The sequence below is a fragment of the Mycobacterium persicum genome, assembly GCF_002086915.1.
GTDB classification, from domain to species: domain Bacteria; phylum Actinomycetota; class Actinomycetes; order Mycobacteriales; family Mycobacteriaceae; genus Mycobacterium; species Mycobacterium persicum.
Genome location: NZ_MWQA01000001.1, coordinates 1057417 through 1077237, shown reverse-complemented (window position 1 = coordinate 1077237; position 19821 = coordinate 1057417). Strand labels below are relative to the sequence as shown.

The following is a 19821-nucleotide window of genomic DNA, read 5'->3' as shown; positions in this document are numbered from 1 at the left end:
TGCTAGGAGTGAAACAGGCGATGGCCGCTGATGCCAAGACCGTGCAGGAACGCCGTCGCGAATTGCTGCGTCGCCGGATCGCCGAAAGCGGTTTGGCGACAGGCAAATCGGTGGAGCAGACGCAGGTCCGGGCCGGCGAGCGCTATCCGCTGTCCACCGGTCAGCGCCGGATGTGGTTCCTGCAGGCCATGGACGCCGACGACACCACCCTCAACATCTGCGTTGGCTTTCGGCTAACGGGCGCGCTCGACGCTGGGAGGTTGCGTTGCGCGGTCGGCGATGTCGTTGCCCGGCACGCGGTGTTGCGCACCACCTATGGAGTGGACGCATCGGGTGAACCGTATCAGGTGGTTGCCGATGGTGCCGATGGCATTGAAATACCCTGGCGTGCATGCGATTTAACTGAAATTGGTGCGCCGGAGCGGAACCGGCGCCTCGAAGCCATGGCACGAGACGAGTTCGGCCGGCCCTTCGACCTCACCGGTGAGCTGCCGCTGCGCATCTCCCTGATACGCACCGGCGCCGACGAATTCGTGCTGCTCTTCGTCGTCCACCACATCTGCTGGGACGACGACTCCTGGGAGATCTTCTTCGACGACGTGCGCGCTGCGTACCAGGGTCTGAACCCGAGTACCCCGGCGCCGCAGTTCGTCGCGGTGGCGGTGCCGCGGCACACCGGTGAACCCGGCGACGCCGACGTCGAGTACTGGCGTAACCACTTGCAGCCGTTGCCCGAACCGCCGGATCTGCCGGGTGCGGCCGCGGCGAATCCCTCCCGGCGCGCCGACCGCCGGACTCGCGCATTGCCCGCCGCCCTGTTCGGCCGGGTCGAAGAGTTCGCCCGCGAGCACTCCGCATCGCCGTTCATGGTATTGCTGGCCGCCTTCGCCGCTGTGGTGCGTCGTTATACCGGCGCATCGGATTTCCTCGTCTCCGTGCCGGTGACCGAGCGCGGCGCGGCCGCGCAGGATGTCATCGGGTATTTCGGCAACATCCTGCTGCTGCGGTTTGTCTCGGGAGCTGACGACACGTTCGCCGGGCTCGCCGACGCCGTTCGCGAAACCTGTCTTGGCGGCTTCGCGCACCAGTCGGTGGGCATCGACCGCGTGGTCCGCGCCATGAACCCGGAGCGCACCGCGGGGCGCGACGGCCTGGACCGGGTGGCGCGGCTGGGCTTCAGCATGCGTAAGAGTCTCGCCGGGTTCGGGTTCGACGGCGTTACCTGCAGACAACTGGAACTCGGAGCGATCACCGCGCAGCTGCCGTTGGCCCTGGCGGTCGTGCACGATCCCGAGGACCCCGAGCATGTTGTCGTCGAGTTCGAATACCAGACCGATGTGCTGGCCGGTGCGCTCGTCGATCAGCTGCTGACCCATTACCTGCGGCTGCTGGACAATGCACTGCGAGCCCCCGGCGATCGCCTCGCGGGCCTGGACATGCTGGGCGCCGCAGAGCGCGCCGCCGTCCTCGCGCAGTCGCACGGCGAGCTGGTCGCGACACCGGCCGCCACGATGGTCGCGCTGCTCGAAAGGGCGGCTGCCGCCGCGCCCGAGCGGATCGCGCTGGTTTCCGACGACGCGGAGTTGAGTTACGCCGAACTTCATCGCCGGGCAAACCGCCTGGCACGCTGGCTGATTCGGCATGGTGTCGGGGCCGACGACATCGTCGGGTTGCACCTGGCCACCTCGGTCGAGTTCGTCGTCGCCATGTTCGCGGTGCTGAAGGCCGGGGCGGCGTACCTGCCCATCGATCCGGCCTATCCGCAGGATCGCATCCACTACCTGATCACCGACACCGGACCCACAATGGTGCTGGGCCACCACGAATTCGGCGCCGCCGAACAAGCCGCCGCCCACCTGTCCGATGATGCGCTGACCGACGCCGACCGGATTCGGCCGTTACACCCTGCGAACCTGGCCTACGTGATCTACACGTCCGGGTCCACCGGGCGGCCCAAGGGCGTGGCGGTGCCGCATCAGGCCATCGCCGAGCATGTGGACGGGTTCATCGCCGAGTGGAGCATGACCCCCGACGACCGGTTGCTGCAATCGTCATCGGTGAGTTTCGACGCATCGCTGCTGGACATCTTCGTCACGCTGTCGCTGGGGGCCCGGCTGATCGTGCCCAAGCCCGGCGCCTTCGGCGACATCCCCTACGTCGCCGATCTGATCAGCCGCCACCGGGTCACGGTCCTACACATGGTGCCCTCCATGCTGAGCACGTTGCTGGCGCTGCCGCAGGTCAGCCAGTGGCGGCAACTGCGCCACGTGCCGGTAGGCGGCGAAGCGCTTCCCGCCGAACTGGCCGACAAGTTCGCCGGCCACTTCGACGCGGAACTACGCAACCACTACGGCCCCACCGAGGCGGTCGTCTGCTCCACGCATCTGCGGGTATCGGGGCCGCAGCGCAGCGGCGTGGTGCCAATCGGCGTACCCAACCGCAATGTCTACGCCTACGTCCTGGATCCGGAGTTGCAGCCGGTGCCCGCCGAAGTGGTCGGCGAGTTGTACCTGGGCGGTGCACAGTTGGCGCGCGGATATCTGGGCCGTCCGGGGTTGACGGCGCAACGATTCGTCGCCGACCCGTTCAATCCCGGGATGCGGCTGTACCGGTCCGGAGATCTGGTGCGCCGCAACCTCTCCGGGCAGCTGGAGTTCGTCGGACGCGCCGACGAGCAAGTCAAGATCCGGGGCTTTCGCGTCGAACTCGGCGAGGTCGAGTCCGTCATCGCCACCCATCGCGCGGTGCGGCATTGCCTGGTCGTCGCCGAAGACACCGAGGCCGGGCCGACGCTGGCCGCCTACCTGGTGCCCGCCGGCGGTGAGAACGGACCCTCGGCACGAATCGATTTCGACGATGTCCGCGCCCATGCCGCGGCGATGCTGCCCGACTACATGGTGCCCGCTGCGTTCGCGGTGATCCGGGAGATCCCGCTGGGCCTCAGCGGCAAACTGAACAAGCGGGCGCTGCCCGCACCGACTCAAGTCAGTGCGCGCCGTTACCGCGAGCCGGCGAACGCGGCCGAGCGCCGGGTGTGCGCGATCTTCGGCCGGCTGTTCGGCTGCCCGGACGTCGGTGTCGACGACTCGTTCTTCGGGCTGGGTGGCCATTCGCTGCTGGCGGCCCGGCTGATCGCCCAGATCCACGCCGAATTCGGGGTGCGGCTGAACGTTCGCGCGGTGTTCGATACCCCTACCCCGGCCGGGTTGGCCGCTGGGTTGGTGCACGCTTCCGGATCCCCGGGCGCCCGCCCGGAACTCGCCCACGCGGCTCGCCCACACTGGCCGCCGTTGTCGTATTCCCAGCTGGCCATGTGGTTCCAGTACCGGATGCGAGGCGCCAACGACGTCTTCAACATGGCGCTGGCGCTTCGGTTCGACGGTCCACTGGACTCGGCTGCTCTGGCCGAGGCGCTCAACGACGTGATAGCCCGCCACGAGGTGTTGCGCACGAATTTCGTTGACCACAAAGGTGTTCCGTATCAGCATGTGCATCCGGTAATGCGGGTGCGACTCGCCGTCCGCGAAGTCGCCGCCGACCGGGTCGATCAGGTGCTTGCCGAGTTGCGCCGATACGTGTTCACGCTGGAATCCGAGCCGCTGGTCAGGCCCACCCTGCTGCGGCTGGGCCCGGACACGAATGTGTTGCTGCTGCTCGTCCATCACATCGTCACCGACCACAGCTCGTTGGGCGTGATGGTCGACGACCTCATCACCGCCTATCGCGCGCGGTTGCACGGCGGTCCGCCGCAGTGGCCCAAAACCCCCTTACAGTTCGCCGATTACGCGGTATGGCAACGAAGCACCTTCGACGCACCGGGCGACTGGGGGCAAGCCGAGCTGGCGTATTGGCGTGATGCGCTGGCGGGAACACCCGAGGACATCTCGATAGCGTTGGACCACATGCGTCCGCTGGTCCTCGGAAGGCGTGGGGCGGTAGTGACTTTCACCGTGTCCGCGGCACGCCGGACGGCCCTGACCCGGCTTGCCGAACACCACGACGCCACGGAATTCATGGTTTACCACGCGGCGCTGGCGGTCGTGCTGCACAAGCTCGGCGGCGGGGCGGACATCGTCATCGGCAGTCCGGTCGCGTCGCGAATCGACCGGGCAGCAGAACACCTGACCGGCCCATGCGCCAACGTGGTCGTGCTGCGCAGCGACTTCTCCGACGACCCCTCGTTGCGCGACATCCTGATCCGAAGCCGCCGTACCGTGCTGGGCGCGTTGGCTCACCAGGAACTGCCCATCGAACGGTTGGTCGAGGCGATCAACCCGCCGCGCTCGCCGTCGCGCAACCACCCGCTGTTCCAGCACTCGATCCATTTCCGCGGTGCGGACTGGGCGTTGCTGCCGCGGGATCTGACCGGCGACCGAGCGACCACGGTCGTTGCGCTGTCAATGGATTTCGAAGTCTCACTGCTGGATCTGAACGTGGGTCTGGATGTGACACCCGACGGGGGCCTCGCCGTACGGGTGGTGGCCAATGCCGATCTCTACGAACCCGCCTCGGTGCAACTGATCGCCGATGCGCTCGACGCCACGCTCGAGACCTTCGCGGGGGCGCCCGACGCCGCGGTGTCGGGCGTGCACTTGCTGCCCGCCGCCGACCTGGACAAGCTGTTGGCACCGCCGACAGCGGTCGAGCCGCAGCCGTGCCGATCGGTCACCGGCGGCTCGGCGGAAACGGAGCGAGTGCTCATCGCCTTGCTGGAGGAATTGCTCGAGATCAGTGACGTCGACCCCGACGACAATTTCTTCGCGCTCGGCGGCGACAGCATCATCTCGGTCCAGTGGTCGGCTCGGGCCGCCGCGCAGGGGCTGGCGCTGACCCCGGCAATGGTGTTCGCGCACTTGACCATTGCCGAGCTGGCCGCGGCAGTCGATGCGGCCGCCGATCAGCCCGCCGCCGAGGCGGCTTCGCTACCCGCGCCGGCTGAGCCGATGAGCGCCTCCGGTCTTGACGACGACGCGCTGGCTGCGCTCACCGCGTCGTGGCGGCAACATTCGTAAGGCGGGAGTCAGGAAATCGTGACCATTGCTTCGCCGCAGATCGAGGACGTTCTCGCGCTCAGCCCCCTCCAGCAAGGACTGTTCGCCTTGTCCCGGCTGGCCGCGGACGGCCTCGACCACTACACCATGCAGTTGCGGGTCGACATCGACGGACCGGTGGACGCCGAGCTGCTGCGCCGCAGCGCCGCAGCCATGCTGGACCGGCACCCGAACCTGCGGGCCGTCTTCTGGGACCGCGATGTTCCCAATCCGGTGCAGATCGTGCCCGCTCGGGCCGAGCTGCCGTGGGTCGAACGCATAGCGCTCCCAACAGAATTCGATTCCATCGCGCGGTCCGAACGACGCCGCCCGTTCGACCTGAGCCGGGGCCCGGCGTTGCGCATTATCCTGCTTTCGGCCCCCGGTGAGACCGGGCGCCGGCTGATCTTCACCGCCCACCACATCCTGATGGACGGCTGGTCGCTCGGGGTGTTCTTCACCGAGATGCTGGCGGTGTACCGGGCCGGCGGATCGCCGGCAGGGCTGGCCAAGTCGCGCCCGTATCGCGACTACATCAGCTGGCTGGCACGGCAGGACACCGAGGCGACCATGACCCGGTGGACCGAGTACCTGCGCGGCGTCTCGGGACCACTGATGGTGGCCGACGGCACGCTCGCCGCGCGCGACGCCGTCCCGGAAAAGGCTGAACTGCTGCTGCCGGCCGCCGATACCAGCCGGCTGCGAAACTGGGCAGGGTGCAACGGTCTAACGCTGAACACCGCGGTGCTCTTCGCGTGGGCGGTGCTGCTCAGCAGGCTCACCGACCGTCGTGACGTCGTGTTCGGCGCCGTCGTCTCCGGCCGTCCGCAGCAGCTGGCCGGGGTGGAGGGCATGGTCGGGCTGTTCATCAACACCGTGCCGGTCGTACACCAGGTCAGCGGCGCCGCGTCGGTGGTCGAACACTGTGCGCGGCTGCAGCGTGAGTCGTCGGCGATGCGCGACATCGGTTATCTGAGTCTGTCGGAACTGCAACGGGCGCACGGGCGCGGAGCCTTGTTCGACAGCCTGTTCGTTTTCGAGAACGCGCCCGTCGAGCATGCGATCCGGCCGGTGACCACTCCCGACGGGGCGTGTTTTCGCCCGGTCGACATGGACAGTCTGACGCACTACCCGTTGACGGTGGTCTCGCACCTCAGAGACGACGCGTTGGTGGTGGTTGTCGAGGCGATTCGTGATGCGTTGCCGCATCTTCCCGCGGCACAGGTCTGCGAGCGACTGCTCGGCGTGCTGCGGCAACTGCCCGATATCGGCGACGCCACTCCCGACGCGCTCGACGTCCTCACCGCGGCCGAGCATGCCGAATTCGAGCAACTTGCAACGCATCCGGCAACCACCCCGGACGGTACAGTGTGGGAGATCTTCGAGCAACAGGCGTCCGCCACACCAGATGCCCAGGCGTTGACCACATGCCGCGGCGATCGCTACACCTATGCCGAACTACACGCCGCGGCATGCCGATTGGCGGCGGAGCTGGCCGACCACGGCGTCGGCCCGGAAACGGTCGTGGCGCTGCTGTTGCCCCGCTCGACCCAATCCCTGGTCGCGATCCTGGCCGTGCTCGCCGCCGGCGGGGCCTACCTGCCGGTTGATACCAGCCTGCCGGCCGCTCGTATCGAATCGATTGTGCGTCAAGCCAAGCCGGTGGTCGCCATCACCGAAGCCGGCAGCTCCCAGCTGGCCGGGGCGGCGATCCCCACCTTGGTCATCAACGATCCGGTGGTAGCCCAACGCGTTTCGCGCCGCCAGCCCGCGCCGCCGCCAGTTCACCGCGATCCCGGGCACTGTGCGTACGTCATCTTCACGTCTGGCTCCACCGGTGAACCCAAGGGCGTGATCGGCACCAATGCCGCGCTGGTCGCGTATTTCGCCGACCACCGCGAACGCGTCTACCGGCCGGCGGTCAGGCGCCTGGGCCGTCCGCTGTGCATCGCGCATGCGTGGTCGTTGAGCTTCGACGCGTCGTGGCAGCCCATGGTCGGACTGCTGGACGGTCATGCCCTGCATCTGTTCGACGCCGAGGAGATGCGTGACGCCGACCGGGTGGTGAAAGGCCTTGCCGCGCACGAGATCGACATGATCGACACCACGCCGTCCATGTGGGTGCAGCTGCGTGCCGCCGGCCTGCTGGACTATGGCCTGTCGGTGCTGGCGCTGGGTGGGGAGGCGATCGACGCCGCGTTGTGGCAGAGCTTGCGCTCGCTGGCGCCGACCGCGGTATACAACTGTTACGGCCCCACCGAAATGACGGTCGAGGCGGTGGTGGCCCCCCTCGACGAATACCCGGCGCCGACGATCGGGACGGCCAACACCGGAACCCTGGGCTATGTCTTGGATTCGGCGTTGCGGATGGTACCCACCGGTGTGGTGGGCGAGCTGTACCTGTCCGGCGCGCAACTGACCCGCGGCTACGTGGACCGGCCGGCGCTGACCGCCGCCCGGTTTGTGGCGGACCCGTTCCGCCCCGGACAACGCATGTACCGCACCGGTGATTTGGTGCGTCGCCTGCCGCATGGCGGATACGCCTACCTGGGACGCAGCGACACCCAGGTCAAGATCCGCGGCTACCGGGTCGAGATCGACGAGATCGAAGCCGCTTTGCGTGACCACCCCGGGGTGCACGACGCGGCGGTTTCGGTGCTGCGCCGCCAGGGCGGCACGATGCTGGTGGCTTTTGTTGTGTGGCAACAAGCTGCTGACGGTGACGTGATCCGGCTGCGTACCGCGCTGACCGAACGGCTGCCCTCGTACATGGTTCCGGCCCGGGTCGTGACAATGCCGCGGCTGCCGGTCAACGCCAACGGCAAGCTGGACTGCCAGGCATTGGAGCGGCTGGCGGAGACAACCCTCTCGGCCGTGGGTGGCCAGGAATCGCCGGCGGCGCGCACCAATACCGAGCGGGCGCTGTGTGAAATCCTCGAAGACCAGTTCAACGGTGCGGTGCCGCACCTCGACGACGACCTTTTCCTGTTCGGGCTGGACAGCATTGTGGCGATCTCGTTGGTGCACAAGGCGCGACGCCGTGGTATCAACCTCAGCCCGCGAATGGTGTTGACCGCGCCGACCATTCGCCAACTTGCCGCCGCCGTCGACACGGCGGTCGACCCGGACACCACCGTCGGGCAGGCCGAATACGGTGAGGTGCTGCCGCTGCCGATGGTGTCCTGGCTCTACGAGCACGGCAATTTTCGGCGCTTCACCCATACCGTCTTGCTCCGGCTACCAGCCGATATCGACCGTCCGACCGTAGAGCTGATGTTGCAGTTGCTGCTCGACGGCCACGACACCTTTCGCTCGATCCTGATCGACACTCCCGCCGGGCCGCGGCTGGTCACTCGCGAACCCGGCGTGGTCCGCGCCGGCGACATCCTCACCCGCATACCGCTGCCGGAACCGACCGACGCCGAATTGGTCGCGGCCATAAGTCGCTGCGCCCGTGGCGTAATGGACCGGATCGACCCCCGCGCCGGTGCGATGGTACGGGCCGTCTGGTTTTCCGGCGGTGGCGGGGACCCGGGCCCGGGAGATGCGCTGCTGCTCACCGCGCACCACCTGGCGGTCGACGTGGTGTCCTGGCACATCCTGTTGGGTGATCTCGTCGAGGCGTGGCGTTCACTCAACGGGGGTGCGTCGCCGAAAATGCTGCCGGAGTTCACCTCGTACCGCAGCTGGTGTGAGTTGATGTGGCACCGGGCCGCAGCACCCGAGGCGCGGGCCCAACGCGAGTACTGGGCGCGGCAGGTCCGCCAACCCGATCCGGCACTGGGCGTGCGGCCGCCGGACCCGGCCCGCGACACCTGGTCCACGCTGCGGGTCACCCGGGTGGTGACACCCGCTGACGTCACCGGACGAATACTTGCCGCGGTCAAGCGAAACCAGGGCGTACGCGAATTTCTTTTGGCCGCAGCCACGATGGCTATCGCAAGTTGGCGCCGTGGTCGTGCGCAGGATCCGGCGGCGGGCGCGCTGGTGGCGCTGGAGGGACATGGGCGCGCTGATGCCGTTCTGGACACCGACACCACGAACACCGTCGGGTGGTTCACCTGTGCATACCCGGTGCGACTCGGAGCCGGTTCGGCCGCGGTGGAAATCGAGCAGGCCGAGCGTGATTCGACAGCAGCTCACCGCCTGGTCGAATCGGTCGTCGCCCATCTTGGCGCAATCCCGAACGACGGTTTGGATTACGGTCTGCTTCGTTACGTGAACCTGGTTCCGGAACTGCAGGACGCGGCCGAGCCGCAGATCCAGTTCAGCTATCTGGGCCGTCTGGACCTCGGTGGTGTCCCCGATCAACCGTGGTCCCTGCTGACCGGGCCGTACCTCGATGCGCTGCCGGACGATCCCGAGCCGGATCTGCCGTTGCGGTTCGCGGTGAACCTCAGCGCGTTCGTGGCCACGACACCGGAGGGCACCCAACTGATCAGCAACTGGCGCTGGAGCGATGCGCTGTTCGCACCCGCCGATATCGATCACCTGACGCATTTGTGGCAGCGCGGAATCGCGCTACTGGCAGCCACCCTGGACACCGCGGCCTGACGCGCACCACCCGGCACGCCGAGAAAGGATTGGTATGGAGCCGCCCGGAGACAACTGGATCAGCAAGGACGAAATCAGGTCGGCGATCGCGGCCGAGCTAGGTTGTCCCGCAAGCGATCTCGCTGATCACGACGATCTCATCCAACTGGGCCTGAACTCCATCCGGATGATGGGCCTGGCAGGAGGCTGGCGCAAGCGCGGCGCCGACATCACCTTTGCCCAACTTGCGGCCGCGCCGACGGTGGATTCGTGGTATGCCCTGCTCGGCGGGGACCCGGCGCCGAGCCCCGCAGCGGCGGCGGCCGTCGCGCCCGACGAGGCCGAGGCCACCGACGAAGCGCCGTTCCCGTTGGCCGGCATGCAGCACGCGTACTGGATCGGTCGATCCGACGAGCAGGAGCTCGGCGGTGTCGCCGCGCACCTCTATGCCGAATTCGACGGACCGGCAGCCGGATTGGCAATTGATCCGGACCGCCTGCAACGCGCCGCGTCCCAGCTCGTCGCAACCCATCCGATGCTTCGCACCAGATTCCTGCCCGACGGGACTCAGCAAACGATGCCCAGGCCGGACCGGCCGGTGCTGACCCTGGTCGATCTTCGCGGACACAGTTCCGCGCAGGTGGAATCGGCACTGGCGGAGCTGCGCGAGCTCAAGACCCACCAACGACTGGGAATCGAAGACGGTCAGGTCGTTGACATCACGCTGACCCGGTACGGCGAGAATCGCCACCGGCTACACCTGGACATCGACATGCTCGCCGGTGACGCGATGAGCTACCGGGTGCTGATGTCGGACCTGGCCGAGCTGTACCGGGGGGCCGCGGTTTCGGCGCCCGGGTACAGCTACCGCCGTTATCGCACCGAGCGGCAACCGGACGACGCCGCGCGGGAGCGGGATCGTCAGTGGTGGCAGCGGCGGCTGGCCCAGATGCCCGGTGCACCCGAGCTGCCGACCGTGCCGGTGAGGAGCCGTCGGGCAGCTCATCGCACGGTCCGCTACCACCACTGGCTGGCGCCGGATGCCAAGCAGAAACTGATGGCCGGGGCTCACGCCCGCGGCGTCACCCCGGCCATGGCGCTGGCGGCGCTCTTCGCCGACACCATCGGCGGCTGGTCGGCGCAGAGCCGATTTCTGCTGAATGTGCCGCTGTTTCACCGTGAGTCGGTGCACCCCGACATCGACCGGGTCATCGGTGACTTCACCTCGTCGGTGATGCTCGAGGTCGATGTCGCCGAAAACGTGTCGGTTGCCGCCCGGGCCGCAGACATTCAACACCGGATGTACGAGAGTGCCTCGCACGCCGCCTATTCCGGGCTGGAGGTGCTGCGCGATCTGGGTCGATACCACGGTGAGGCGATGTTGGCGCCGGTGGTGTTCACCAGTGCGCTCGATCTCGGGGAACTGTTCGCCGACACGGTGATCCAGACCTTCGGCGAGCCGGTGTGGATCATTTCGCAGGGACCTCAGGTGCTGCTGGACGCTCAGGTGACTGAGCTGCGCGGCGGGCTGCTGGTCAACTGGGACGTGCGGGAGTCGGCGTTCCCGCCGGGACTGATCGAGGCGATGTTCAGCTGGTTTCGTCAGGCTGTCGATCGGCTCGCCCGCGGTGATGCGGGTTGGGACGCCGACGCGGTGGTGCAGTTGCCCAGCACGCAGGCAACGGTGCGTGCCGCGATCAACGCAACCGACGGCCCGGTCAGCCGGCGATGCTTGCATCAAGGCTTCTTCGAGCAGGCCGCGATGAATCCGGACGCGCCCGCGGTGGTGTGGGGTCTGGGCAACGCCGACGGCGCCTGGAGCTACCGGGAACTTCGCACGCAGTCGCTGGCCGTCGCCGGGGCGCTGCACGCCCACGGGGTCCGACGCGGTGAGGCGGTCGCCGTCCAATTGCCCAAGGGACGCGATCAGGTCGCGGCAGTGCTCGGCGTGCTCGCCGCCGGCGCCACGTATGTGCCGATCGGCTTCGACCAGCCGGATGCCCGACGTGCCAAGATTCTTCAGACCGCCGATGCCGTCGCGGCGCTGACCGTCGACGGCGCCGACCTGGGCTCCGCGATCACGTGCCTGCCCATCGACGCGGCACGCAACCACCCAAACCCGTTGCTGGAGCCCGTCTTCCCCGACACCACCGAGATCGCCTACGTGATCTTCACGTCCGGGTCGACGGGTCTGCCCAAAGGCGTCGAGGTGTCCCACGGCGCGGCGATGAACACGATCGACGCCGTCAACGACTGGTTCGCGGTGCGCGGCACCGATCGAGTGCTCGCGCTGTCGGCACTCGAGTTTGACGCTTCCGTTTACGACATCTTCGGCATGTTCTCCGTCGGTGGCTCATTGGTCGCCGTCGATACCGAGCAGCAGGCGGCGGCCACGACATGGGTGGAATTGATCCGCCGCCATCGGGTTTCGATGCTCAACTGTGTGCCCAGCATGCTCGACATGATCTTGGAACTCGGCGGCCACCAACTGGGCCGTTCGCTGCGGGCGGTCACCCTCGGTGGCGACTGGGTGGGTGCCGACCTGGCTCGCCGGCTGGCACGGCAGGTGCCTGGATGCCGGTTCTCCGGTCTGGGCGGAGCAACCGAGACCGCCATCCATCACACCATCTGCGAGGTGGCCGGCGAACCGCCGGTGCACTGGACGACGGTGCCGTTCGGGCGACCGCTGCGCAACGTCCGCTGCCGGATCGTTGCGCCGTCGGGCCGCGATTGCCTCGACTGGGTCCCCGGCGAATTATGGGTCGGCGGCGCCAATGTCGCCGCCGGTTACCGCAACGACCCGCAACGCACCGCGCAACGGTTCGTCGAGCACGACGGTCTCCGCTGGTACCGGACCGGTGATATGGCCCGATACTGGCCCGACGGAACCATCGAATTCCTCGGCCGGGCAGACCATCAGGTGCAAATACACGGCTACCGGGTCGAACTCGGCGAGGTGGAGAGCGCGTTACGGACGCTGCCGGGGGTGCGCCATGCCGTCGCCGCCGTCGTCGGCGCCAGCGCCCCCAAGCTCGTCGCCGCGGTCGCGGGTGATCCGCAGCCGGCCGGCGACCTCTCCGCGGCGATCGCGAAGCTGTTGCCCGGCTACATGATTCCCACCCGCATCGTGTTCTTCGAACAACTCCCGCTCACGCCCAACGGCAAGTTGGATCGCCACGCCGTGGCCGCGCTGCTGCAACCGCACCCCGCGGACAGCGCGCCCGCGCACAGCGCCGCACGCAACGATCTGGAGGCGGCCCTCGCCGACATCGCTGCGGAGGTACTTGGTGTGGATTCGGTTGGCGTACAGCAAGATTTCTTCGCGCTGGGCGGTGACTCGGTGTTGGCCACCACGCTGATCGCGCGGGTGCGTGACTGGCTGGAAACCGATCATGCCGTGGTCGCCGACCTGTTTGCGTCCCGGACGGTGGCCGGTTTGGCCGAGCGGCTGGCAGAACGGGAGGCTCAGCGCGGCACGCCGCGGCGCCTGGACCTGGTCGCCCGGCACTATCTCGACGTCGCGGCGTTGACCGATGAGGAGGTGCTGGCTCAGGGCTGAATTTCCACTCGGCACGCCGGTCTGCCGGTCCGCCGGACCGTGGTCCGGAGAGTTGGTGAGCGAATCCATGCCGGTCGCACAGCGTCGTCACAGACTCGCCACACTTTCCACATGTAGCCTGTCTGTAACGCAGACCGTCTGCTCAACGACAGATCAGTGCATACTGCAGTACGAGGCTGACCGGCGATGCTCGTCGTGTTGTGCACCAATCGAAGGGGGAAACACACTATGTACACCGCGAAATCCGTGAAAAGGCTGATCACCGGCGCGACCGCCGTGGCCGCAATCGGAGCTGCCGCCGCGGGTGTGACGTCTGTCGCATCCGAGAGCCTGGCGGTAAGCCAGGTCCAGCCGGTGGTCTTCGGAGCGCCGATGCCGCAGGACCCCGCCCCGGCCGCAAACCTGCCGACCGCCGCTCAACTGACCAGCCTGCTCAACAGCCTTGCCGATCCCAGCGTCTCGTTCGCGAACAAGAGCGACCTGGTCGAGGGGGGTATCGGCGGGACCGAGGCGCGCCTGGCCGACCACGAGCTGAAGAAGGCCGCCAAGAACGGAGACCTGCCGTTGTCGTTCGCCGTGTCCAACATCCAGTCAACCGGTGCCGGGACCGCCACGGCCGACGTTGCCGTTTCCGGCCCCAAGCTGACGTCGCCGGTCACGCAGAACGTCACGTTCGTCAACCAGGGCAGCTGGATGCTGTCGCGCAGCTCGGCCATGGAACTGCTGCAGGCCGCGGGACACTGACCCGTCCTAGCTGTTCAGCGCGCCCAGATCGAGCTTGGCGATGCGCTGCGGATCGGCCAGCACGTCGATCGCGGCGATCCTTGCGTTGCGCACCAGGAAGCCCATGACCGCGGCGGGGCGGCCGGCGATGAAGACGACCGCGCCGGCCGCGCCGTTGACGGTCGCGGGCCGCACCTCGCGTTCGGGTGCCGCATGGCTGCGGGCCAGTGCGGCCACGGCCGAAGCTCCGTGCGCCGAGCGGACGGCTCCGGGTCCCAGATCGCCGCGTAACACGACGCCGGGGTCGAGCAGCGACACCAGCCGGTCGAAGTCACCGCTGCGTCCCGCCGCGAAGAAGGCGTCGACGAGCCGGCGCTGCGCAGCGATGTCGCGGTCGGGAACGGCGTCGGCGCGCTCGATGCGTCGCCGCGCTCGACTGGCCAGTTTGCGAGCAGCCTCCGGCGAGCGCTCGAGGATGGACGCGATCTGCTCGAACGGGACGGCGAACACGTCGTGCAGCACCAAGGCCAGCCGCTCCGCCGGGGGGAGCGTATTCAGCACGACGAACAGCGCCAGGCCCACCGCATCGGCCAGCATCGCCCGGTGCTCCGGGTCGAATTCGCCGACCGGGTCCACGATCGGATCCGGCAGCCGCTCGACCAGCTCCTCGCGGCCCTGGCCGTGGCGGTCGCGCAGCATGTTCAGGCAGATCCGGGCCACCACGGTGGTCAGCCACGCGTCGAGGTTGTTGATGCCGACGGCCCGATCCGTGCCGGCGCCGAGTCGCAACCAGGCTTCCTGGACCGCGTCCTGCGCGTCGTCCACCGAGCCCAGCATCCGGTAGGCCAGTGCGCCCAGCTGCGGCCGGGCCGCCTCGAAACGCGCGGTCAGCGTCGGGTCGGCCGTCATCGTGTCGTGGTGTCGGGCAGCGCGCACACCCGGTTACCCGAGAAACCTGAAGCCTGAATGCCCAGCGCGATATTGAACCGGGCACGCAGATTGCCCAGGGTGACGATGTGGGTGAGCGCGACGAGTTGAGGCGTGTCGAAGTGCGCGCGTAACGCCTCGAACAGCTCGTCGCTGACCTCGACGGGGGTGCGGCTGATCGCCGTGGCGTACCGCAGCACCAGCTTGTCGACGTCGGAGAAACAGGTGGCCCGCTCGAAGTCGGCCAGCGCCAGCAGTTCCTGGTCGCCGAGCCCGAGGCCGCGGGCGATCTGTGAGCCCAGGTCGATGCAGTATTCGCAGCCCACGGTCGTCGCCGCCTTCAGTTCGGCCAGGGCCCGCACCCGGGGGCTGAGCATATCCAGTTTCGATTCGGCCTGCTCGAGGCCGCCGTAGGCGCTGAGCAATCTCGGAATATGGGCGTACAACCGCAGGGGCTCCATCATGGCGGCTGTTTGCAGTCCGGTCATCTTCGCCAGCTTGCGCCTGGTGAAGAAGAAGGCGATTTTGGCGGCCGGGAAGGCGTCGCGATCACCGACCCCGATAAGGCGGGACATGGTGTGCTCCTCACGGATTGGTGGTCTTTCTTAGATCGACACCTGACGGCATCGGAATGTGACCGGCCGATCCGCATCCGGCGGCGGCACGTGCGGCAAGCGAGCTTAGTTCGGGCGGCCCGGCTGCATGTCCATGTCGAACACCCGCGCATGCAGCACCGTCCGGTTCCGCAGCGCCGCCCGCACCGCCCGGTGCAAGCCGTCCTCGAGATACGTCACCCCGCGCCACTTCACGGCGTGCGGGAAGAGGTCGCCGTAGAACGTGGAATCCTCCGACAGCAATCGGTCCAAGGCGAGCACCGTGGTCGTGGTGACCAGCTCGTCGAGGCGTATCTGTTGCGGCGGAATCTGTGACCAATCCCGATACGACAACCCGTGGTCGGGATACGGCTTACCGTCCCGCACGCCCTTGAAAATCATTGGCGGACCGTCGCTGACGCGCCGTGGGAGCCGCACATGATCATGCCGAACAGGCTAGCCGCAAAGGCGCCGTGGAAGCAGACCTCCACCGAATCTGCCGAATGCGCCGGCCGGCGCCGCCCCGGTGACGCGGTGCTATTCCACAGCTGGACATTCGGATACTTCCGAGACCGTAAAATGAACCCGGCCGACCGGGCGCAAAGGAGGTGACAGTCGATGGCAAGCGCGGACGAGCGCCGCTTCGAGGTACTGCGCGCCATTGTCGCCGACTTCGTCGCCACCCAGGAACCGATCGGCTCGAAATCCCTGGTAGAGCGTCACAACCTGGGGGTGTCCAGCGCCACGATCCGCAACGACATGGCGGTGTTGGAAGCCGAGGGATACATCACCCAGCCGCACACCAGCTCCGGGCGGGTGCCCACGGAGAAGGGATACCGGGAGTTCGTCGACCGCCTCGACGACGTGAAGCCACTGTCCAAGGCGGAGCGGCGGGCGATTCAGAGCTTCTTGGCCTCCGGCGTCGATCTCGACGACGTGCTGCGCCGGGCGGTGCGGCTGCTGGCGCAGCTGACCCGGCAGGTCGCGGTGGTGCAGTACCCGACGCTGTCGAGCTCTACCGTCCGCCACCTGGAAGTGATCGCGCTGACTCCGGCGCGGCTGTTGATGGTGGTGATCACCGACTCCGGGCGGGTGGACCAGCGCATCGTAGAACTTGGCGACGTCATCGACGACCACCAACTGTCCCAGCTGCGCGAGCTGCTCGGGCAGGCGCTGGAAGGCAAGAAGCTTTCGGCGGCCTCCATCGCGGTGGCCGCCCTAGCCGGCCAGCTGAGCGGTGCCGGCGGTTTGGGCGACGCGGTCGGCCGCTCGGCCACGGTGTTGCTGGAGTCGTTGGTGGAACACACCGAGGAGCGGCTGCTCATGGGCGGCACCGCCAACCTGACCCGCAACGCCGCGGACTTTGGTGGGTCGCTGCGCTCCATCCTGGAGGCGCTCGAGGAGCAGGTGGTGGTGCTGCGGCTGTTGGCGGCACAGCAGGAAGCTGGCAAGGTGACGGTGCGCATCGGCCATGAGACGGAGGTCGAGCAGATGGTCGGGACCTCGATGGTGAGCACCGCCTACGGCTCCAACGACACCGTCTACGGCGGCATGGGTGTGCTGGGGCCGACCCGGATGGACTACCCGGGAACTATCGCCAGTGTCGCCGCGGTTGCCATGTATATCGGCGAAGTGCTGGGTGCTCGATGATCGCGCACCCGCTGCAGAGGTTGTGGACAGCCGCGTAGGGCGGCACAGGAAGGTCAATCGTGGCACGCGATTACTACGGGCTGCTCGGCGTCAGCAAGGGCGCCAGCGAAACAGAGATCAAACGCGCATATCGCAAGCTGGCCCGCGAACTGCATCCCGATGTCAATCCCGACGAGGCGGCGCAGGCGAAGTTCAAAGAGATCAGCGTCGCCTACGAAGTGTTGAGCGACCCCGAAAAACGCCGGATCGTTGACCTGGGCGGGGATCCGCTGGAAACCGCCGGCGCGTCGGCCTCCGGGTTCGCCGGCTTCGGCGGCCTGGGCGACGTCTTCGAGGCGTTCTTCGGTGGCGGCTTCGGCGGCGGTTCAGCGTCGCGCGGCCCGATCGGCCGCGTTCGCCCGGGTTCGGACTCGCTGCTGCGCATGCGGCTGGACCTCGAGGAATGCGCGACCGGTGTCACCAAACAGGTCACCGTCGATACCGCGGTGCTCTGTGACCGCTGCCAGGGCAAGGGCACCCACGGCGATTCCGCGCCGGTGCCCTGCGACACCTGCGGTGGCCGCGGCGAGGTGCAGACCGTCCAGCGTTCGTTGCTCGGGCAGATGCTGACGTCGCGCCCGTGCCCCACCTGCCGCGGTGTCGGGGTGGTCATTCCCGACCCCTGCCATCAGTGCATGGGCGACGGCCGGGTGCGGGCACGCCGCGAGATCACCGTCAAGATTCCCGCCGGTGTCGGCGACGGCATGCGGGTGCGTCTGGCCGCGCAAGGCGAAGTCGGTCCCGGGGGAGGGCCGGCGGGCGACCTCTACGTCGAGGTCCACGAGCAGGCCCATGACATCTTCGCGCGTGAGGGCGACGACCTGCACTGCACGGTGTCGGTGCCGATGGCCGACGCGGCGCTGGGCGTCACCGTAACCCTGGATGCCATCCTGGACGGCCACAGCGAGATCGTCGTTCCGCCGGGGACCCAACCGGGTTCGGTCATTACACTGCGGGGCCGCGGGATGCCGCACCTGCGCTCCAATAGTCGCGGAGACCTGCACGTCCACGTCGAGGTGGTGGTCCCCCCCCGGCGGGACCACCACGACGCCGAGCTGTTGCGCGAGTTCAAGAACCGCCGAAGCCGCGACGTGGCCGAGGTACGGTCGGCGCACGGCGCCGGCGGCGGGCTGTTCAGTCGGCTGCGCGAAACCTTCACCGGGCGCTAGCCGGTAGGCGGCGCGCACATGGTGGCGACGCTGTTCTATGTCGACGCGCTGCCCGACACCGGCGCGCTGGCCGTGGTGGACGGAGACGAGGGTTTTCACGCCGCCACCGTGCGGCGGATCCGTCCCGGCGAGGAGGTGGTGCTCGGCGACGGCGAGGGCGACCTGGCCCGCTGCCGGGTGGAGCGGGCCGGACGCGACGGCCTGGCCGCCCGGGTGCTGGAGCGTTGGCGCGCCGTGCCGGCCCGGCCGGCGGTGACGGTGGTGCAGGCCCTGCCCAAGTCCGAGCGTTCCGAACTGGCGATCGAACTGGCCACCGAGGCCGGCGCGGACGCGTTCGTGGCGTGGCAGGCCGCGCGCTGCGTGGCGAGCTGGAACGGTGCGCGCGTCGACAAGGGTCTGCGCCGGTGGCGAGCGGTCGCGCGTTCCGCGGCGCGGCAAGCACGGCGGGCCTATATCCCGCCGGTCGACGGCCCGCTGTCCACGGCCGCGTTGACCGTGCGCGTCCGTGACGAGGTGGCCCGCGGTGCGATGGTGCTGGCGCTACATGAGTCGGCGACCAACCGTCTTGCCGATAGCGCTGTGGCGCAAGCGGATTCACTGCTGCTCCTGGTTGGCCCCGAAGGCGGTATCGCGCCGGCGGAGATCGACGCGCTGACCGGCGCCGGAGCCGTCGCGGTCCGGCTGGGCCCGACGGTGTTGCGGACATCGACCGCGGCCGCGGTGGCGCTGGGCGCGCTCGGAGTGCTGACCCCGCGCTGGGACTAAGCACCGCACTGGCACTCGCGTGACCGGTCACCGTCTGGCCTGGCAGCGCACGAGCTGCGCTCTCGTAAATCAACTTCTCGGCAGTGTCCACATCGAATCCGGGCTCAAGTTCAATCCCGTTGACACCCAAGAACCGCCACGCCGACCCCGGCGTTGAGGACGTCGCCGTGATCGGGCAGCTCCACCACCTTCAGAGCTGACACGGCGTCGAGCCGGCGATTTTCCCGCAGCACCGTTGCCGGCGTGGGACTCTCGGGTGCGAAAGGAGCGTGCCCCATGACCCATACTCCGCGCGACCTGGGTGCAATCTTCGACGAACACGTCGCTCACGAGTTCGTCGCCAAGAACCTCGCCGCGACCATGGCGACGATGACCGCCGATCCCTACGTCAACCATGTGCCCACCATGATGGGCGGTGTCGGCGCCGCCGGGGTGGCCGAGTTCTACGGCCAGTACTTCATCGGGCACTGGCCCGAAGACACCAGCATCATCCCGGTCTGTCGTACCGTCGGCGCCGATCGTGTCGTCGACGAGATGATCATGTCGTTCACGCACGACATCGCGATGCCGACCTTTTTGCCCAACGTGGCGCCCACCGGCCGCGCGGTAATGCTGCCCGTCGTCGTCGTGATGGGATTCGAGGTCGACCCGGACTCCCGGGAACCAAAAGTCGCCTACGAACGGAATTATTGGGATCAGGCCTCGCTGCTGGTGCAGGTCGGGCTGCTGCCCGAGGACCTGCTGCCGGTCACCGGCGTGGCCCAAGCGCACAAGGTCCTGGACAAGGACCTGCCCGCCAACACGCTGCTACGCCCCGCGTGAACCGGTGGCGC

General features: G+C 68.0%; 12 protein-coding genes. 8 read left to right on the top strand and 4 right to left on the bottom strand.

Annotated features, from left to right (window positions below):
- Positions 1-20 precede the first annotated feature (20 nt).
- The 4 genes from B4U45_RS04795 to B4U45_RS04780 all read left to right on the top strand — a co-directional run bounded on the left by B4U45_RS04795 (position 21) and on the right by B4U45_RS04780 (position 13866).
- Positions 21-5012 carry a non-ribosomal peptide synthetase gene (locus tag B4U45_RS04795; protein WP_219859337.1) on the top strand — a complete coding sequence of 1664 codons (4992 nt, stop codon included), beginning with the start codon at positions 21-23 and terminating at the stop codon, positions 5010-5012.
- Positions 5013-5030: 18 nt separating this feature from the next.
- Entirely contained in the window at positions 5031-9584 is a 4554-nt protein-coding gene (locus B4U45_RS04790) for a non-ribosomal peptide synthetase (RefSeq protein ID WP_219859336.1), read from the top strand.
- Positions 9585-9618: 34 nt separating this feature from the next.
- On the top strand, positions 9619-13122 hold the full coding sequence (locus B4U45_RS04785; protein ID WP_219859335.1) for a non-ribosomal peptide synthetase: 3504 nt from the start codon (positions 9619-9621) through the stop codon (positions 13120-13122).
- A gap of 228 nt (positions 13123-13350) precedes the next feature.
- The gene (locus B4U45_RS04780) at positions 13351-13866 is read left to right on the top strand and encodes an MTB12 family secreted protein (protein WP_075548056.1); all 516 of its coding nucleotides are present in this window, start codon (positions 13351-13353) and stop codon (positions 13864-13866) included.
- Between the two features lie 6 nt (positions 13867-13872).
- On the opposite strand, the gene B4U45_RS04775 is transcribed toward B4U45_RS04780, so the two are convergent.
- The 3 genes from B4U45_RS04775 to B4U45_RS04765 form a co-directional block, all read right to left on the bottom strand.
- Positions 13873-14754, bottom strand: a complete 882-nt coding sequence (locus B4U45_RS04775; RefSeq protein ID WP_099225084.1) for a sigma-70 family RNA polymerase sigma factor — start codon at positions 14752-14754, stop codon at positions 13873-13875.
- Positions 14751-15347, bottom strand: coding sequence for a carboxymuconolactone decarboxylase family protein (locus B4U45_RS04770; RefSeq protein WP_075548054.1), 597 nt, complete (start codon positions 15345-15347; stop codon positions 14751-14753). The genes B4U45_RS04775 and B4U45_RS04770 overlap by 4 nt, the downstream gene beginning before the upstream one ends.
- Positions 15348-15452: 105 nt before the next feature.
- Positions 15453-15767, bottom strand: a complete 315-nt coding sequence (locus B4U45_RS04765) for a type II toxin-antitoxin system VapB family antitoxin (RefSeq protein WP_075548053.1) — start codon at positions 15765-15767, stop codon at positions 15453-15455.
- Positions 15768-15983: 216 nt separating this feature from the next.
- On the opposite strand from B4U45_RS04765, the gene hrcA reads away from it, so the two are divergent.
- From hrcA to B4U45_RS04750, 3 genes are read left to right on the top strand one after another with little or no spacing between them, the layout of a single operon-like run.
- Entirely contained in the window at positions 15984-17015 is a 1032-nt protein-coding gene (gene hrcA / locus B4U45_RS04760) for a heat-inducible transcriptional repressor HrcA (protein ID WP_219859334.1), read from the top strand.
- A 59-nt stretch (positions 17016-17074) separates the two neighbouring features.
- Positions 17075-18223, top strand: coding sequence for a molecular chaperone DnaJ (dnaJ, locus tag B4U45_RS04755; RefSeq protein ID WP_219859333.1), 1149 nt, complete (start codon positions 17075-17077; stop codon positions 18221-18223).
- An 18-nt stretch (positions 18224-18241) separates the two neighbouring features.
- Positions 18242-18988, top strand: a complete 747-nt coding sequence (locus tag B4U45_RS04750; RefSeq protein ID WP_219859332.1) for a 16S rRNA (uracil(1498)-N(3))-methyltransferase — start codon at positions 18242-18244, stop codon at positions 18986-18988.
- Positions 18989-19098: 110 nt separating this feature from the next.
- Here the strand turns inward: B4U45_RS04750 and B4U45_RS04745 are convergent, their stop codons facing one another.
- Positions 19099-19266, bottom strand: coding sequence for a hypothetical protein (locus B4U45_RS04745; protein ID WP_158006364.1), 168 nt, complete (start codon positions 19264-19266; stop codon positions 19099-19101).
- On the opposite strand from B4U45_RS04745, the gene B4U45_RS04740 reads away from it, so the two are divergent.
- Complete coding sequence (locus B4U45_RS04740) at positions 19265-19810, top strand: hypothetical protein (RefSeq protein ID WP_219859331.1); 546 nt, start codon at positions 19265-19267, stop codon at positions 19808-19810. The genes B4U45_RS04745 and B4U45_RS04740 overlap by 2 nt on opposite strands.
- Positions 19811-19821 lie beyond the last annotated feature (11 nt).

Coding starts and splice junctions, on each gene's coding strand:
- B4U45_RS04775 (WP_099225084.1), bottom strand. CDS start 14,754: ATGACGGCCGACCCGACGCTGACCGCGCGTTTCGAGGCGGCCCGGCCG.
- hrcA (WP_219859334.1), top strand. CDS start 15,984: ATGGCAAGCGCGGACGAGCGCCGCTTCGAGGTACTGCGCGCCATTGTC.
- B4U45_RS04750 (WP_219859332.1), top strand. CDS start 18,242: ATGGTGGCGACGCTGTTCTATGTCGACGCGCTGCCCGACACCGGCGCG.
- B4U45_RS04745 (WP_158006364.1), bottom strand. CDS start 19,266: ATGGGGCACGCTCCTTTCGCACCCGAGAGTCCCACGCCGGCAACGGTG.
- B4U45_RS04785 (WP_219859335.1), top strand. CDS start 9,619: ATGGAGCCGCCCGGAGACAACTGGATCAGCAAGGACGAAATCAGGTCG.
- B4U45_RS04770 (WP_075548054.1), bottom strand. CDS start 15,347: ATGTCCCGCCTTATCGGGGTCGGTGATCGCGACGCCTTCCCGGCCGCC.
- B4U45_RS04765 (WP_075548053.1), bottom strand. CDS start 15,767: ATGATTTTCAAGGGCGTGCGGGACGGTAAGCCGTATCCCGACCACGGG.
- B4U45_RS04780 (WP_075548056.1), top strand. CDS start 13,351: ATGTACACCGCGAAATCCGTGAAAAGGCTGATCACCGGCGCGACCGCC.
- B4U45_RS04740 (WP_219859331.1), top strand. CDS start 19,265: ATGACCCATACTCCGCGCGACCTGGGTGCAATCTTCGACGAACACGTC.
- B4U45_RS04795 (WP_219859337.1), top strand. CDS start 21: ATGGCCGCTGATGCCAAGACCGTGCAGGAACGCCGTCGCGAATTGCTG.